This is a genomic window from Nostoc sp., assembly GCF_036917535.1.
In the GTDB taxonomy this organism is placed as follows: Bacteria; Cyanobacteriota; Cyanobacteriia; order Cyanobacteriales; family Nostocaceae; genus Nostoc.
In genome coordinates this window covers 243,572-259,552 of sequence record NZ_JBALDA010000082.1, presented here as the reverse complement: position 1 = coordinate 259,552, position 15,981 = coordinate 243,572, and the positions used below count along the sequence as shown (strand labels likewise).

General features: G+C 42.6%; 15 protein-coding genes. 8 read left to right on the top strand and 7 right to left on the bottom strand.

Translation table 11 applies throughout. From position 1 onward, the window contains the following. Positions 1–81 precede the first annotated feature (81 nt). Together V7K56_RS26930 and V7K56_RS26925 are read right to left on the bottom strand one after the other, a co-directional pair. The gene (locus V7K56_RS26930) at positions 82–783 is read right to left on the bottom strand and encodes a DUF6391 domain-containing protein (protein WP_334915373.1); all 702 of its coding nucleotides are present in this window, start codon (positions 781–783) and stop codon (positions 82–84) included. A 456-nt stretch (positions 784–1,239) separates the two neighbouring features. Further along, on the bottom strand, positions 1,240–1,503 hold the full coding sequence (locus V7K56_RS26925) for a helix-turn-helix domain-containing protein (RefSeq protein ID WP_334915370.1): 264 nt from the start codon (positions 1,501–1,503) through the stop codon (positions 1,240–1,242). A 363-nt stretch (positions 1,504–1,866) separates the two neighbouring features. Between V7K56_RS26925 and V7K56_RS26920 the strand changes: the two genes are divergently transcribed. Then, positions 1,867–2,844 carry a carbohydrate kinase family protein gene (locus tag V7K56_RS26920; RefSeq protein ID WP_334915368.1) on the top strand — a complete coding sequence of 326 codons (978 nt, stop codon included), beginning with the start codon at positions 1,867–1,869 and terminating at the stop codon, positions 2,842–2,844. On the opposite strand, the gene V7K56_RS26915 is transcribed toward V7K56_RS26920, so the two are convergent. From V7K56_RS26915 to V7K56_RS26900, 4 genes are all read right to left on the bottom strand, one after another. Beyond that, positions 2,841–3,605, bottom strand: coding sequence for an HIRAN domain-containing protein (locus V7K56_RS26915; RefSeq protein WP_334915366.1), 765 nt, complete (start codon positions 3,603–3,605; stop codon positions 2,841–2,843). The two genes, V7K56_RS26920 and V7K56_RS26915, sit on opposite strands and share 4 nt — an antisense overlap. Next, on the bottom strand, positions 3,602–4,042 hold the full coding sequence (locus V7K56_RS26910; RefSeq protein ID WP_334915364.1) for a hypothetical protein: 441 nt from the start codon (positions 4,040–4,042) through the stop codon (positions 3,602–3,604). Before V7K56_RS26910 ends, V7K56_RS26915 begins: the two co-directional genes overlap by 4 nt. A gap of 39 nt (positions 4,043–4,081) precedes the next feature. Further along, entirely contained in the window at positions 4,082–4,510 is a 429-nt protein-coding gene (locus V7K56_RS26905; protein ID WP_334915362.1) for a hypothetical protein, read from the bottom strand. Positions 4,511–4,575: 65 nt separating this feature from the next. Next, on the bottom strand, positions 4,576–5,256 hold the full coding sequence (locus V7K56_RS26900) for a polysaccharide deacetylase family protein (RefSeq protein WP_334915360.1): 681 nt from the start codon (positions 5,254–5,256) through the stop codon (positions 4,576–4,578). A 330-nt stretch (positions 5,257–5,586) separates the two neighbouring features. Here V7K56_RS26900 and V7K56_RS26895 point away from each other — a divergent pair, with 330 nt between their 5' ends. The 3 genes from V7K56_RS26895 to V7K56_RS26885 all read left to right on the top strand — a co-directional run bounded on the left by V7K56_RS26895 (position 5,587) and on the right by V7K56_RS26885 (position 9,429). Further along, positions 5,587–6,432 (top strand): RnfABCDGE type electron transport complex subunit D, encoded by an 846-nt coding sequence (locus V7K56_RS26895; RefSeq protein WP_334915520.1) that lies wholly within the window; start codon positions 5,587–5,589, stop codon positions 6,430–6,432. A gap of 86 nt (positions 6,433–6,518) precedes the next feature. Further along, positions 6,519–7,895 (top strand): DUF2330 domain-containing protein, encoded by a 1,377-nt coding sequence (locus V7K56_RS26890; RefSeq protein ID WP_334915357.1) that lies wholly within the window; start codon positions 6,519–6,521, stop codon positions 7,893–7,895. Positions 7,896–8,052: 157 nt separating this feature from the next. Further along, the gene (locus tag V7K56_RS26885) at positions 8,053–9,429 is read left to right on the top strand and encodes a DUF2330 domain-containing protein (RefSeq protein WP_334915355.1); all 1,377 of its coding nucleotides are present in this window, start codon (positions 8,053–8,055) and stop codon (positions 9,427–9,429) included. 278 nt (positions 9,430–9,707) lie between these two features. Here the strand turns inward: V7K56_RS26885 and V7K56_RS26880 are convergent, their stop codons facing one another. Continuing rightward, positions 9,708–10,124, bottom strand: coding sequence for a diacylglycerol kinase (locus V7K56_RS26880; protein WP_334915353.1), 417 nt, complete (start codon positions 10,122–10,124; stop codon positions 9,708–9,710). A 203-nt stretch (positions 10,125–10,327) separates the two neighbouring features. On the opposite strand from V7K56_RS26880, the gene V7K56_RS26875 reads away from it, so the two are divergent. The 4 genes from V7K56_RS26875 (at position 10,328) to V7K56_RS26860 (ending at position 15,865) form a co-directional block, all read left to right on the top strand. After that, the gene (locus tag V7K56_RS26875) at positions 10,328–10,978 is read left to right on the top strand and encodes a sigma-70 family RNA polymerase sigma factor (RefSeq protein WP_334915352.1); all 651 of its coding nucleotides are present in this window, start codon (positions 10,328–10,330) and stop codon (positions 10,976–10,978) included. Positions 10,979–11,318: 340 nt separating this feature from the next. Next, positions 11,319–11,531, top strand: coding sequence for a hypothetical protein (locus tag V7K56_RS26870; protein ID WP_334915350.1), 213 nt, complete (start codon positions 11,319–11,321; stop codon positions 11,529–11,531). Positions 11,532–11,765: 234 nt separating this feature from the next. Continuing rightward, the gene (locus tag V7K56_RS26865) at positions 11,766–14,489 is read left to right on the top strand and encodes a CHAT domain-containing protein (RefSeq protein ID WP_334915518.1); all 2,724 of its coding nucleotides are present in this window, start codon (positions 11,766–11,768) and stop codon (positions 14,487–14,489) included. Positions 14,490–14,896: 407 nt separating this feature from the next. Then, a complete protein-coding gene (locus V7K56_RS26860) occupies positions 14,897–15,865 on the top strand; it encodes a DUF1822 family protein (protein ID WP_334915348.1) in 969 nt (322 codons plus the stop codon). Positions 15,866–15,981 lie beyond the last annotated feature (116 nt).

The window sequence follows — 15,981 nt, the reverse complement described above, 5'->3', positions numbered from 1 at the left end:
ATTTTGAATTTTGTTAGCGCAGCGTTAGCGAGTCCGCGAGCGTCATTTTGAATTTTGAATTGTTTCCCCCTCTTGCTCTCTTCATTCTTGCCAGCCTACTTTAACAAAATGTGCCTCACGCCCCCAAACGTCGCGTGTACGGGTAATATTTTCAATTGCTAGGTTAAAAGGAATGGCAGTTGTTAGGTAACGCTGTGCCACAGAACCTAAATCAGGTGCGAGTTCTGCGGCTGTCGTTGCCGCTAACCCCAAACCTATAAGTTGCTCGATTGGTCGAAATGGTAGCAATAGATGCACACCAACAGCTAGTCCAGCCGTTAAGAGCATTGCTACTGATAAATTTGTGCCACAACGGGGATGTACAGCCAAATCCCATTCTCCACTGGTAATACGATGTCGAGCAAGTGTGACTGCACGCCGCAAATCACTAATATTTACCTCACCATAGAGGTAGAATCCCTGCTCAGTAGATAAACCGCCTAATAATTCATTATCTAGTTGAACATTAGTGGATTCTGTTGAAGCAGAATAGGCGCTTTTTGATTCGCCAAGAACCCAAACAGTAGCATGTTCTAAAGCGTGAACCTGCCGCAGCATCAAAATTTCTTTCAACCCTGGAATAAACGATAGCTGTCTGAGTAAGTCTGCATCTTGTGTGGGTTGCCAAAAGTCTGAAGATTGCTCTTCCAGACTCGGAACCTTCTCAGATAAAGGTATCGTAAAATCAAAGTTAAAAAATTCAAAGGGAGACAAGCTACCCTGAAAAGAAGCGGAAGTATTCATTGGAACACTACTCCCAAAGCCGATGGGGCAAGATAGATTCCTTTCAAATGTAACGCTTGCACCACTGAATTGTTGCTAATTTTTGTAGATGATTGTTTTGTTGGGGCATGGGGCATTGGGCATTGGGAAAGAGGAGGCAGGAGGCAGAAGTTCTTTAATTTTGAATTTTGTTAGCGCAGCGTTAGCGAGTCCGCGAGCGTCATTTTGAATTTTGAATTGATTTCTCCCCTGCTCCCCTGCTCCCCAATTAATTTGCAAAGGAATTCTGATCTTTATAGTTTCCGAGTCCGGTCAGCTGGCTCCACTAACATAAACTCCGGCTGAGTGAAGGACTCGGAACTTTTGGTAGAGTGTTCACACTGACACAAAGGCGTAAAGAGGGGAACAATCAGTAAAACTCAAAACTGGCTTGTAATTTACTAGACCAAAACAATTACGCTTCTACTAGTAAATTGTTTATTCAATCTGGTCAGGTAGAGTACAACAATTGACATCATTCAAGCAGACTTTGCCCCACTGCAAAGCCCAGCGGACAAGGGCTACTCGATTTTCTGTCTCGGTCTTGGTAAGAATGTTACTGATATGGTTATCTACTGTACGCTTGCTAATCTCCAGTTTGACTGCAATCTCTTGGTTAGTTAAGCCAGCGGCTACTAAGTCGATAATTTGCAGTTCTCTGTCTGACAGACTAACGGGGGTCTCAGACTTGCCACCAGCCATGACTATTTCTATCCTCCCTTGGTATATGTACTTAATCGCTCTTTCTAATTCTAGAAGATTCTTTTCTTAGTAGGGGTTTCAAGTGTTAGCAGTAATATGATTGTCAATATTTTCTTTGTATTTCAAGTTGGCAAAAATATAAACTACGCTACATTTTAAGTAATAAATATAGCTCATTTTGATAAATATGTCCTCTACGCACTTATCCAAAATAAGCGAGAATTAGAAGCATATACAGGCTATAGAAGTAGTAAAAATTGCTATTGAATTCTATGAAGGACTGGCGACAGATTAGCAAAAATTATTGTAGATTTTATACTGTAAATTTTTAATCCAAAATCGAAATCTAAAATTGAAAATGAGATGAGCAATCCCCGTGTTTTGTGCCTTGGTGAAATTTTGTTTGATTGTTTAGCCGATCAATTAGGGCTAAAGTTGGAAGAAGTGAAATCTTGGACTCCTTATCCAGGAGGGGCACCAGCTAATGTAGCCTGTGCTTTAGTCAAGCTGGGAATGTCAGCGGGATTTATCGGAGCTGTTGGCGAAGATGAGCCAGGGAATACACTGGTCAAGCTATTACAAGATGTAGGTGTAGATACGACGGGAGTACAACGCCATCCCACAGCACCAACACGGCAAGTTTATGTTACACGGGATCTGGCTGGCGATCGCACCTTTGCCGGATTTGGTCAGTACGATACCGCCGAATTTGCTGATACTCGCCTGCAAGCTAAACAATTGCCAAATTCGCTGTTTCAACAGGCAGATTTTCTGGTTTTGGGTACTTTAGAATTAGCCTATCCTGAAACTGAAGAGGCAATTCACCGCGCTTTAGAGTTAGCAGAACATTACGACTTAAAGATTGTGCTAGATGTCAACTGGCGTCCTGTATTTTGGAAAGAGCCAAACATCGCCCATCAAAAAATTCCAGAATTATTTAAGCGAGTTGATTTCCTCAAACTCTCCAAAGAAGAGGCTGAATGGCTATTTGAAACCGCAGATCCCGGAGCCATTACTTACCGTCTAGCTTCAATTGAGGGAGTACTGGTGACAGATGGGGAAAATGGCTGCACTTATTGTCTAGGTGAGAATGAAGGCAAATTATCCTCATTTTCTGTCCCTGTAGTTGATACAACTGGTGCAGGAGATAGCTTTTCGGCAGGTTTCATCCACCAACTGAGTCAGTATGGTATCCATAGCTTGCGAGATGCACAAACCGCAAAACGCATTGTCACTTATGCCAGTGCTGTTGGGGCACTGACTACTATTAAACCAGGTGCGATCGCTTCTCAACCTACTGCTGCTGAAGTCGAAGCTTTTCTAGCCGCAAATCAACTCTAGGAACTAGCATAAGTCACTGGGATATCAGCCACTAAAGGCTGATATTCCTGACTAGAAAATGGACGAAAATCTTCATGCCATTCTGCGGTCATATTGCACAATAAACGCAGTTGAAGAGGTGTTGGTACTGGGTTAACGCGCTCAACTTTTACTCTTAGCAGTTCTGAATTTTTGTTCTTGAGTTTAAAAACATCATCCACAATATACCGAGGGCAATAACCTACGATGTAATGATCCTCAGTGCATAAAAGCAATGCACGTAGGTCATAGGGATTTTGAAATTCGTTAGCTAAATATAACAGTTCACCCGTTTGTAATTGATTAATCCGTTCAGTTGCACAAGCAGGAAGGTGTCGCAGTCCATGTGCAAAAAAATGGATGTGGTATAAACCATTTTCATCTGGTTCTGGGCATGGGAAAACTTCAAAATAATCTGTTACCTTGCGTCCACCACTCCGAGAAAGAATGCTAACTGGATCGTCTTCACCTTCGGGAATATTTAGCGATTCAATATAATTTTTGTAATCAGGGCGAGAGCGTCGCATTAATCGATTAGAAAACAAGGGGAATAGTTCAACTGATGTATATTCTTTGTTTAAGTCTGGGAAGGAATACAATAGTTGAAAATTCTGTTCAGTTTGAGCTTTTACAGCACCTTGCGTATATACAAATTGATATTTTTTACCGTCAAATGTTAAGCGACCAATAGGAAGCCAAACACGACTTTTAGGATCTTGCCAAGCTAAAAAAAGTGTTTTCATAGGGTGTCCAGCAGCTTACTTTGATTTAATTCCAATATCTTCTGTGCAAATTCAATTGCTGTTTGCGATATGCGATTAGATGGAATACGCTCAAAAAGCTTTAACGTATCATTGCTTGACACCCTTGCTAAATTATTCAACCATACCCTCGCTGCATCTGGATACCGTTTTTGCGCTTCACAAAATGCATTAAAAGTCTTAAGAGTTTTTTGATCGCCAACTTTAGCATACAACGCAGAATTGCATTTTTCCACATATGCTTGCACAGAAAAGCCAGCATCTTTTGTGATTAGCCTGCTTTTCCTTCTAGAATCAGACTCGTTCCTACCGAGACAAGAGGCGTGGTCATAAGTTGGTGCTAGATAAATCTTTTCTTGTAAACTGATGAATGCCCAATTTTCATGGTGTTGATCGCTATTCCCAATCCAAGCATCCAAGAGTAAATACCCAACAAAAGCTTCTATCGCTTGACTAATTTACCCTGGTGCTGTCCAGTTAATGGGCAAATTTAGCGAAGTATCTCCGATAGCATTGAATACATTATGTATTGTGTGTTGAGATAGGTCTTTAGAATCTTCTGGATAATTAGATACTATCCGAGCCAGAATTTCATTACCAAGGGTGAGAATTGCACCTTCTTCAGGCGGCAAAAATGAGGGTGAAACAATACCGTTTTCCCCATTGAATATTGCTAGTTCATAATCAGCATGGGGTAAACCTAATAACTCGCACAACTCGGCTGCTATCTTTTCTGCCCAATCTTCTCCTGTGTTTGGTCTAGCTTTCTTGAATAGACAACGACCTAAATACTGATGGCGAAACCAGAACTTTTCTTTGGTTCCCAAATCTTCATCAGCCTCTGGGGCATCTAGAGGAACGTCAACGATCAAAAACTGCTCTGGCATAATTTATAGGAAAGCCTGATTTAAACCAAATTATTAACTTCACTTATTTTAAAAATGTGTAACAATCAATGGTTTGTCTTAGCTTGCTGCCACAGAGTATCAACAGTTACAAACTCATAACCTTGTTGTAGCAATTGCGGAATGAGAATTTGAATTGTGGCAGCAACATCTTGTCCACCGCAAGCACCATCATGCAAAACAATTATTGACCCATTTTTCACCTGCTGCATAATTCGCTGTACCACGATGGTGACACCTGGGCGCACCCAGTCTTCTGGTACAACGCTCCACATAACTGGGCGGTAATTCCACTGAAAGAACAATTTTAAAGTCGCAGGTATAAATAAACCATTGGGAGGGCGGACATCTCGCACTTGTTTAGGTTGCAGATTGCAGGCATTGTAAATGGCTGTTTGGGTTTTTTCTAAACTATCCTTCAAGTCATTTGGGGAAAGCATGGGAAAAGAGCGATGATCGTAGCCATGCAATCCGATCCAGTGTCCGCGATCGCTAACGGTTTTAGCAATACCTGGCGAACGGTTGACGCAAACACCCAACCAAAAAAAACTCGCTGTAATCTTGTAACGATCTAACACTGCCAAGACTTCGGACGTGTATTGAGGATGGGGCCCATCATCAAATGTGAGTGCGATCGTTTTAGTATGGGGATTTCCACTCCAAAGGCAGTTGGGAAAACTCGGCTGGAGAATACGGTAGAAAATTGGGAAGAGGGGAGCTAGCTGCATAAAGTTTTTTCTTTTTTCCGTAATCTTGCATAACTACACTGATTACTTAATATAAAACTGTTAAGCGTGGGAACCAGAGCTTAACTCGCTTATATCTGGAACTTACGCACTATACAAATAGAGAGTTCTAGATACAAGGGCTCCTTTTAGATTCAAACATCAAAGCGATCGCTTTGGTATGTCAATCACCACCCCAATATCAGGTGGGAAAGGTCGGCTGGAGTAGGTCAATGCTCTATTGTGTAAAAAATCTGTAAGAGCAATACTATTTGACCTAGCGCTCGTCTAAATTGATGATAAATCTACGAATAAACACTGGATAAAATGTTAATTTTGTTCAAAGATATCCGAGATTATCAAATTTCATTTTTGGGCTTGTTCCTAGTCGTGGGAATCGGTACCCGAGACTGGACGTTGCGACCAGAGTTGATTGGGGTATTAATCGCCACTTGTCTAGTAACCCAATGGATATTGTCATGGGTAACAGGCAAAGAACAAATCCCCAATCTTCGCAGTGCTTTAATTACCTCACTGGGACTGAGCTTACTGTTGCGGGCTGATCACTGGACGACAATGGTTTTAGCGGCAGCAACTGCGATCGCTAGTAAATTTCTCTTTAAATTTGGTGATAAGCATTTCTTCAACCCTGGTAATTTTGGTATCATTTCCGCCTTGGTTCTGACCTCCGATGCCTGGGTTTCTCCGGGACAATGGGGTGAAGAGTGGTGGTATGCGCTCTTATTCGTCGGAACTGGCGGCATGACTTTGCAGCGCATTGGTCGCTGGGACACCACAGCTGCTTTTTTGGCTGCATATTCCTTACTAGAAGCAATTCGCAATCTCTGGCTGGGTTGGACTTGGGATGTTTACTGGCATCGCTTGATGAGCGGCTCATTATTGTTGTTCGCCCTATTTATGATTACAGATCCGCGATCAATTCCCAATTCCCGAATTGGGCGGGTAGTTTGGGCATTTTGCATCGCTGGATTAACTTTTATCCTGCGGAATTATTTCTTTATTTCCACCGCAGTCTTCTGGGCACTGTTCATCCTTGCCCCGTTGAGCATTCTACTAGATGTTCTCTGGTTAGCCCCACGATTTTCTTGGCAAAAGGGAGATGAGAAAGATGAGGGAGATCAGGGAGCAGAGGGAGAATTTTTTACTCAGCACTCCTAACTCTTAACCGGAGCAACAGAAACGTCTTTGGCTTTGCTCCTAACTTCCAACTCACGAAATCAGCACTTAATATAGAGGTCTAAAAAATGAAGATTTTTCGACTTTTAACACCATTACTGTTGACCATTGTAGCTGTGTTTTGCTTTGCACCCGCAGCTTGGGCATTTTGTGGATTTTATGTATCCAAAGCTGATACGAAGCTGTACAACAAAGCTTCTCAAGTGGTGATCGCACGGAATGGCGATCGCACTGTCCTAACAATGGCAAATGACTACCAAGGCGAAGTCAAAGATTTTGCGATCGTAGTACCAGTGCCAACGGTGCTGCAAAAAGAGCAAGTTCGTGTAACTGAACCCAAGATTATCGAGCGCCTAGATGCTTTTAGTGCGCCGCGATTGGTGGAATATTTTGACCCAGATCCTTGTGCCCCACTACCACGATTTTTTAATAAACTATCTGTCGCAACAGCAGCAGTAAATGATAGTGCGGAAGTTCAGAGAAGGGATCGCAGTTTGGGTGTAACGGTGGAAGCGCGTTTCAACGTCGGCGAATACGACATCGTCATCCTCAGTGCGAAAGAATCTGGGGGACTGGAAACTTGGCTGACAAACAATGGCTACAAAATCCCTCAAGGGGCCAAACAGTTACTTCAGCCCTATATCCGCTCCTCAATGAAATTCTTTGTTGCCAAAGTCAACTTGGATAAATTCGAGGAATCTGGCTACCAGTTCCTGCGTCCGCTACAAATTTCCTATCAATCACCCAAGTTCATCCTGCCAATTCGTTTAGGCATGATCAATGCCACCACAGAGCAGGATTTAATTGTCTATATCCTCTCACCTCAAGGAGAGGCAGAAATCGCTAACTATCGGACGGTGAAAATCCCCTCCAACGTCAATATTCCGGTATTTATCAAAAATGAATTTGGTGAATTCTACAAATCTCTGTTCCAAACCGCTTACACCAAAGAAGGCAAGAGAGTCGGTTTTTTGGAATACGCTTGGGATATGGGTAGTTGCGATCCTTGTTCTGCCGATCCCTTGACTCCAGAGGAACTCAAGGAAGCAGGCGTATTTTGGCTAAATGATAATTCTCCAACTAATGTGCCACCATTCCGCAAGCTTATTCTTCCCTCTTTTAACACTAACGTCTTCATCTCCCGTCTGCATGTCCGCTACACCCGCAACACATTCCCTGAAGACTTGACTTTCCTACAAACTGCCAACCGTGAATTATTCCAAGGACGTTATATTTTGCAGTATCCATTTGAAGGGGAAGTTAAGTGTGAGGCAGGTAGAGAATACAAACGGTCTTTGCCCAAGCGTTTTGAACAAGAGGCGCAGACTCTAGCTAGGTTAACTAATGGCAATATCCAAGATATTCGCAACAAAATGAAGCTGAGTGTCGGAAATCTCACATATTCCTTGTGGGAAAATTTCTTGTCTAACTTTGGATTAAATTGAGGGGATTGGGGAGTAGCGGGAGAACTTTTTACTCAGCACTCCTAACTCCTGTACAGACGCGATTAATTGCGTCTCTACTCCCAACTGTTGTACAGACGCGATTAATCGCCTCTCTACTCCTACTCCTAAATCAGCACTTAATATAAAGATCTAAAAAATGAAGATTTTTCGACTTTTAACACCATTACTGTTGGCAATTGCCGCTGTTTTGTGCTTTGCACCAACAGCTTGGGCATTTTGTGGATTTTATGTAGCCAAAGCTGATACAAAACTGTATAACAAAGCTTCTCAGGTAGCGATCGCGCGGGATGGCGATCGCACTATCCTAACAATGGCAAACGACTTTCAAGGCGAAGTCAAAGATTTTGCAATGGTAGTACCAGTGCCAATGGTACTGCAAAAAGAACAAGTTCGCGTCACTGAACCGAAAATTATCGAGCGCCTAGATGCTTTTAGTGCGCCGCGATTGGTAGAATATTTCGACCCAGATCCTTGTACCCCAGTTGACGATAGAGAGTTATCAGCAGCACCAGCACCAGCAGCGGCGAGAAGTGAGGCGGGGAGTGCAAGGGGCGATGCTAGCTTGGGTGTGACGGTTGAAGCACGTTTTAACGTTGGCGAATACGATATTGTGATCCTCAGTGCGAAAGAATCTGGTGGATTGGAAACTTGGCTTAAACGCAATGGCTACAAAATCCCCAGAGGTGCGAAACAGTTACTTCAGCCTTATATTCGCTCCTCGATGAAATTCTTTGTTGCTAAAGTCAACTTGGATAAATTCGAGCAATCTGGCTATCAGTTCCTCCGTCCGCTACAAATTTCTTACCAATCGCCTAAATTTATGCTGCCAATTCGTTTAGGCATGATCAATGCTACGACAGAGCAGGATTTAATTATTTACATCCTCTCGCCCCAAGGACAAGCAGAAATCACCAACTATCGGACGGTAAAAATTCCCTCCGACGCGAACATTCCCTTATTTGTCAAAGATGAATTTGGTGAATTTTACAAATCTATGTTTCAAACTATCTACACCAAAGAAGACAGGAAAGTTGGTTTTTTAGAATACGCTTGGGATATGGGTAGTTGCGATCCTTGTTCTGCCGAACCCCTGACTCCAGAAGAACTCAAGCAAGCAGGTGTATTTTGGCTAGATGATAATTCTACAAGTAATCTGCCAGTACCCCCTAGCTTTCGTCGTCCCTCTCCTAGAAGTAACGTCTTCATCTCTCGATTGCATGTTCGCTATACCCGCGACAAATTCCCTGAAGACTTGATATTTCAACAAACTGCCAACAGTGAATCTTTTCAAGGACGCTATGTTTTGCAACATCCGTTTCAAGGGGATCTCAAATGTCAGGCTGGTAGAGAATATAAGCAGTCTTTACCCAAACGTTTTGAACAAGAGGCGCAAACTCTAGCTAAACTAACCAACTGGAAAATCCAAGATATTCGCAACAAAATGAAGTTGAGTGTAGGTAATCTGCAATATTCTTGGTGGGAAAATTTCTTATCCTGGCTGAGATTGTATTAAGGAGGGTGGGGAGTGATGAGTAAGATTAATTCAAAAAATCAAATCTGATAATTTCCTTTACTTATTTTTTATTAGCTAATAAGTCTTAGGATATTATTGAACAGGACTTACGCACAGGTAACGGAAAATCAAACCACAGAGAAGCCAGTGCGTTGGGCGGGTTTCCCGACTTGAAGCAACTGGCGCGACACAGAGAACACAGAGGAATAAGAGTTAGAGAGGTTTTTTGCGTAAGTCCTATTGAAAATACTCCTCACACTATCTCGAATAATTAATAGTCAAATTTTTAGCAATTGCCAGAGGTGACTTGCTTCAAGCATGAGTGTGACAGCCCACACAAAGATACTGATGCCAGCTGCGGCGGCTGCAATATCCTTAATCATCCCAATCCGGGTATCCTCTCGTTCTTCCACAAAATCGCATAAGATTTCGATCGCACTGTTAAATAATTCGGCAACCAGCATCATCCCCGTTGCTAGTAAAATCAGAGTGACATCAACCCATTGCCGAAAGATAAATGAGAAGCCTAGAACTGGAACTGATAAAACAAGTTTGTAGGCAACGCTAAAGTCAGAGAGAACAGCGACATAAAGACCTGTGAGAATAATCTTGAGCTTTTGGATGGGATGATAACCCGGTATGCGGTCTTTTTTATATTTTTTGCGATCGCTCATAGTTTTGTAACGAGAAAACATATATTTCACTAGAATCTCTGTCGCTAAAGACCAAAAAGTGTCAAATCTCAGTTCTATTCACTTGAGAACCTCAAATCTCCCAATAGTTTATGCCCGTTCCCCACTTCCTTTTAAAAAAGATCCAGTATCTTAAGGAAAGGTAATTCTTCGGGTGTTGTTATACGCAATACTAAGATATTCTTGCTTTCTTCGCCAAGATTGTCATGGTTCAATTCGATGAACAGCTACGCCGCTTAGTTACAGAAGCCTGTAGACACCAACGTGGAAGCCCTCAGCGTCAGAAGCTGCTCACGCAAATTATTCGCTTGACAGCAAGTAGACTCTGGAGGGAACCTACTCCCTACTATCAAGATGCACTACAACAAACTTGGTTGTATTTCTGTCGCAATGTTTGTGAAGGTTTGACAGGGCAAACCTATGATCCTAATTATGGCAGTGTAATCACCTGGCTGAATGCTTACCTAAAACGGAGACTACAAGACTTCTACCTTAACCAGAACCGAGAACAAGCCACAACAGTCCCTCTGAGAATTCGTCAGTCTACATCTGGTGGAACAAGTGAAACTATTGATCCTGTAGATAACCTACCAGCTAGCCCTCAAGCACCTCCGATTTTGGAAGACTTGGAGATATGGGCGAAGACAGATTCGGATGGGGAACTGCGCGGTACTTACATTAAAGGGCATCCAGATGTGAATTGTCAGGTGTTAATTCTCAAACGCTTACCTCCAGAAGTTAGCTGGAAAGATTTATCTGAGGAATTTGGGTTGTCAATTCCGACATTAAGCAGTTTTTATCAACGCCAATGTTTACCGCGTTTGCGTAAGTTTGCAGAATTGGAGGGATTATTATGATCGGTGCTGTTAGCGAATAGCTAGGGTTGAGCCAGTGCTGAGTCAGAAGTAGTACTAATGAATCTTCTCACTTTCAGCCGAGGTATTCATTCCTCGAAATTAATTTTATGCCTAACGGGACTTAAACATTTTTGAGGCAGAAACAAGCCTCAAACCTATACAGGATAAGGGAAATACACCGAAAGCTCAAAAACGCTTGAAACCCAGATATATCAAGAAAACAGGTAAAACGATGTCAAAGTCACTCTGTATATAGGTTTGATGGTTTTTTAAGGCTACTTTTTGTCTAAGTCCCACTAAGCCTAGTACCGCAAAGCGGAAGTCAAAAGGACCCAGTGCGTTGGGGAGACAGCGCCGTGGTGAGGCAGTCGCTCAGAGGCGGTTTCCCCCAGGAGGAATTACCGAAAGGGTTTCCCGACTTGAGGCGACTGTCGGCGGCTCTGCCGACTTGTTCGCGCAGCGTCTCCCCTTGGGAGAAGCAACTGGCGTTCAAAAGTCAAAAGTCAAAAGTTTGTATATCAAGGCTTTTGCAAGTTTTAAAATGGTGGCTTGATTTCCGCCACGCTGTACTAGTTGATTTTACTTTTTACTTAGCACTATTTCAGTGGGTTTTTGTTTAAGGTTTGCGATCGCTTTTAACTAAGGTTTGCTAATCGAGTTTCACTGTGATCGCAACAAAATTGTGGAAGCTCAAAGATTGGTGAGGGATGGGAATGGTAACATTACCCTGTTAGCCTATAGTCAATCCTATGTGTTTCTGGTTATCACCTCCCTCTCGTCATTGCTTATGGCTAAAACAACTAGGATTTTTGGCACGAATTCTGTAAAATTTAAAAGCAGTGGTCGGGAAACGGCAAGGACGCGCTGGCTCACCCCCCTAACTCACTTTTTACGTTTGCCTTTGTACTTCTTGGTCGCTTTGCTATGCATTGTCGGTTCACCAGTGTTAGCAAAAGTTCCTAGCTCAATCAATTCTTCATCCCAACTGCGAATAAACAATCTAACATCTCTGGCTGTGCCCACTGATGCCGCCTCGCTTTTACAGCAGGGCAAAGTTTTATACAGTAATGGCAACTTTGCCAAAGCTGTAGAAGTGTTACAACAGGCTGTCCAAATATATAAGCAGCAAGGGGAGAACCTTGCACTAGCAGTGGCACTGAGTAATCTTTCCCTAGCTTATCAGCAACTCGGTGCATGGAGTCAGGCGCAGCAGGCAATTACAGAGAGTTTAAATTTACTCCAAGGACAAGATAAAAACCAAAATCTGCAAATATTTGCCCAATCACTAGATATTCAAGGTCGTCTGCAATTGGCAATGGGACGGCCCGAGGCGGCTTTGGCAACTTGGCAGCGGACAGAAGAAATTTACAAACAAGCAGATAATCAAAGTGGCGTAGTACGATCGCTAATCAATCAAGCACAAGCGTGGCGCACCCAAGGATTTTACCCGCGGGCGATTAAAACACTCAATCGAATAAGTCAAACGTTAAAATCTCAACCCGATTCTATAGAAAAAACAGTGAGTTTGCGATCGCTCGGTGATGCCCTTTTAGTATTGGGCGATTTGAAAAAGTCACGCCAAGCATTAGAAGAAAGTCTGATAATTGCTCAAAATCTACAATCAAGGGCTGATATTGCGGCTAGTCTGTTCAGCTTGGGAAATAATGCCCGTAAACAAAACCAAAAGGAACAGGCGATCGCTTATTATCAACGAACAGTCGCAGTATCTCCCTCACTTCTAACAAAAGTTCAAGCACAACTCAATCATCTAGGACTACTGATTAAAGATAAAGAATGGGCAAAGGTTCAAACTTTTTTGCCATCGATTGAGTCTCAACTCAACCAACTCCCCCTCAGCCGTGCGAGTATTTACGCTCAGGTTAACTTTTCACAAAGTTTGGCAAAAGTCAAGAGTGGTGTATTACAAGCATCCAGTCATGTTTTTTACTCAAAATTTAGTACAAAAGACTCAGCAAAATTACTCGCTAGTGCCATCCAGCAATCCCGTAGTTTAGGGGACAAGCGGGCAGAGGCTTATGCTCTGAAGAGTTTAGGCGGCTTGTACGAAGAAACCAGACAGTGGTCAGAAGCGCAAAACTTGACTCGGCAAGGATTAGCTTTGGCACAGAGTAGCAATGCACCAGAAATTACCTATAGCTTGAAATGGCAGTTAGGTAGATTGCTTTGGGCACAAAAAGATATTAATGGTGCGATCGCCGCTTATGATGCTGCTGTAGACACTCTTGAGTCTCTCCGCAGAGATTTAGTAGTAAATAAAGATGTAGTCAACCAGGATGTGCAATTTGACTTCCGCGACAGTGTAGAACCCGTCTACCGCCAGTCAGTAAAGTTACTGCTGCAATCTCAAAAAGGAAAACCAAATGAAAAAATATTGGAGAAAGCACGCCAGCGGATTGAAGCACTCCAACTAGCAGAATTAGACGACTTCTTTCAGGATGCTTGTTTGCAAGGTCAGAAAGTAGCCCTCGATCAAGTAGTAGACAAAGATAATACCAAGGCTGCCATCCTTTATCCAATAATTCTTAGTGACGAACTCCAGGTAATTGTCAAAATTCCTAAACAACCTCTGCAAAGCTACAGTACCAAGATTTCCCAAAAAGAAGTAGAGAAACTCTTAATAGAACTGCGAAGAAATCTTGTCGATCCAACTGCTACTAAGATCGTCCAAACCCAATCGCAAGAAGTTTACAGCTGGCTGCTTAAACCCATTGAGTTACAACTGCAAAAAAGTAGCGTCGATACGTTAGTGTTCGTTCTAGATGGGCCATTACGCAATTTACCAATGGCAGTTCTCTACGATGGTAAACAATACTTGGTAGAGAAATATGCGATCGCCCTGAGTGTCGGTCTACAACTTCTTGACCCAAAACCGCTGGTAAAACAGCAGCTGAGAGCACTAACCGCAGGATTAACTATTCCGCCGCCAGGATATCCCAAGTTTGCACCATTGCTGGCGATCAAATCTGAATTTGACAGTATTGCTAAAGCAGGAGTTTCGACAACCAGCCTACTGGATAGAGATTTTAAGAAAAAGAATTTGGAAAGTGAAATTGGTGCTGCTTCATTCAACATAGTGCATTTGGCAACCCACGGTCAGTTTAGTTCCCGCCTTGAAGACACTTTTATTTTAGATTTCGATGGTCAGATCAATGTCAAAGATTTTGATACTCTCTTTCGCAGTCAGGGTAAAACCGTAGTAGAATTATTGGTCTTAAGTGCTTGCCAGACAGCAACAGGAGACAACCGTGCAGCACTCGGTCTAGCAGGAGCAGCTGTCCGAGCTGGGGCACGTAGTACCATAGCTTCCCTGTGGCAAATTGATGATGAATCAACAGCGATGTTTGTTAGTGCCTTCTATCGAGAACTCAAGAGTGGCAAAACCACCAAAGCCGAAGCAGTCCACCGGGCCCAGCTACAACTATTTAAACATCCCAACTATAGAGCGCCAAGCTTTTGGTCTGCCTATGTATTGATTGGCAATTGGTTGTGATTTGAGGGGCCGATCTTCCTAATCGATCGCTCAAATTGTACGCTGAAAATTTTGCAATTTATCTGCTAGTTGATAAGCCGCTTTTAGCAACTTGAAGCTGATTTTGCTCAAAGTATAGCAAAGTGCTGTTAGCGTCAGCGGGGCGTTTAGCCCGTGCTGAGTAAAAACCCACTTTTGTCAAGGCTTTGAGCGCTCAACACTGTCCTAACCTACGTGACTACGGCTATATAAATACTCAAAACCTCTATTTCATATATCATCTCAATATACAATTCCTTAATTTTATGGGATATTTTTACCTAATCGCCAGTCCCCAATTCTCTTTTTCCAGTATTCAATTTTGTGGCATAAATTTATTGAATGCGGGTGATATATACATAGCAGCATTGAACCCTAGAAATTGACTTATGAATGACTCCACCTATCAGCTAGATGATTTCGCTTTAACATTGCCGATTTCCCAAACAGCTCGCATAACTGCCCAGCAATTTGCTAACCAGCAAGCAAATCTTGAAAAAGCAGAGCAAGTCCGGCTGAATACTTTAGCTGTATGGGTGGTGAATGACTACTTGCAGATGATGGATATTCCTACTGACCTTCAAGCTAGTGACAGTTGGAACCCGATCATGCGCCTTTGTGGGGATGTCGCTGATTTAGAACTGCCCTCAATTGGGCGTCTGGAGTGTCGTCCTGTCCATTTGCATCAGCAGACATGTTCTATTCCTCCAGAAACTTGGGAAGAACGGGTGGGTTATTTAATAGTTCAATTTAATGAATCCCTCGAAGAAGCAAGACTGCTTGGTTTTCTCCCTAGTGTGGTAAGTGAAACAGTTCTTTTAGCGCAACTGCAACCATTGGAAGCGTTTATTGACCACATCTGGCAACTGCGTCAATCCCCAGTTAATTCATTAGTGAATTTGAGCCAGTGGTTTGCTGGTATATTTGAGACTGGTTGGGAGACTATTGAATCGCTGTGGAACGTGCCGGAACTCAGGCCAACTTATGCCTTTCGCAGTGTTGAAACTTTGGAATTAGATGCCCTCAAACAACCAGAATCAATTACTAAACGGGCAAAAGTGATTGATTTAGGTATCCAAATCCACAACCAACCTGTGATGTTGATTGTGAAAATCAGTCCCGAAAAAGATCGACAAACTAGTATTCATCTCCAATTGCACGCCACTGGAAATCAAATCTACTTGCCACCAGGAGTTCATCTCACTGTTATAGATAGTTCAGGAGCAATATTTCTCGACGCTCAATCTAGAAAATCAGACAACTACATTCAATTGCAATTTCGTGGTGAACCTACAGAGCAATTTAGTGTTAGGGTAGCCTTGGATAATGCCAGTGTCACCGAATATTTCCAAATTTGAAATATGTAGCTATCTTCCCTCTTTGTCGGTAATTTATTAAGTGATAACTCATTAACTAAAAATTAAAAATTAAAAATCCAAGCCAGCTTTTAGGGATTTTGAAAAAAATCTGTAGA

Excerpts from the sequence above, each read along its gene's own strand:
- V7K56_RS26930 (WP_334915373.1), bottom strand. The coding sequence starts at position 783 with ATGAATACTTCCGCTTCTTTTCAGGGTAGCTTGTCTCCCTTTGAATTT.
- V7K56_RS26925 (WP_334915370.1), bottom strand. The coding sequence starts at position 1,503 with ATGGCTGGTGGCAAGTCTGAGACCCCCGTTAGTCTGTCAGACAGAGAA.
- V7K56_RS26920 (WP_334915368.1), top strand. The coding sequence starts at position 1,867 with ATGAGCAATCCCCGTGTTTTGTGCCTTGGTGAAATTTTGTTTGATTGT.
- V7K56_RS26915 (WP_334915366.1), bottom strand. The coding sequence starts at position 3,605 with ATGAAAACACTTTTTTTAGCTTGGCAAGATCCTAAAAGTCGTGTTTGG.
- V7K56_RS26905 (WP_334915362.1), bottom strand. The coding sequence starts at position 4,510 with ATGCCAGAGCAGTTTTTGATCGTTGACGTTCCTCTAGATGCCCCAGAG.
- V7K56_RS26900 (WP_334915360.1), bottom strand. The coding sequence starts at position 5,256 with ATGCAGCTAGCTCCCCTCTTCCCAATTTTCTACCGTATTCTCCAGCCG.
- V7K56_RS26890 (WP_334915357.1), top strand. The coding sequence starts at position 6,519 with ATGAAGATTTTTCGACTTTTAACACCATTACTGTTGACCATTGTAGCT.
- V7K56_RS26885 (WP_334915355.1), top strand. The coding sequence starts at position 8,053 with ATGAAGATTTTTCGACTTTTAACACCATTACTGTTGGCAATTGCCGCT.
- V7K56_RS26880 (WP_334915353.1), bottom strand. The coding sequence starts at position 10,124 with ATGTTTTCTCGTTACAAAACTATGAGCGATCGCAAAAAATATAAAAAA.
- V7K56_RS26875 (WP_334915352.1), top strand. The coding sequence starts at position 10,328 with ATGGTTCAATTCGATGAACAGCTACGCCGCTTAGTTACAGAAGCCTGT.
- V7K56_RS26865 (WP_334915518.1), top strand. The coding sequence starts at position 11,766 with ATGGCTAAAACAACTAGGATTTTTGGCACGAATTCTGTAAAATTTAAA.
- V7K56_RS26860 (WP_334915348.1), top strand. The coding sequence starts at position 14,897 with ATGAATGACTCCACCTATCAGCTAGATGATTTCGCTTTAACATTGCCG.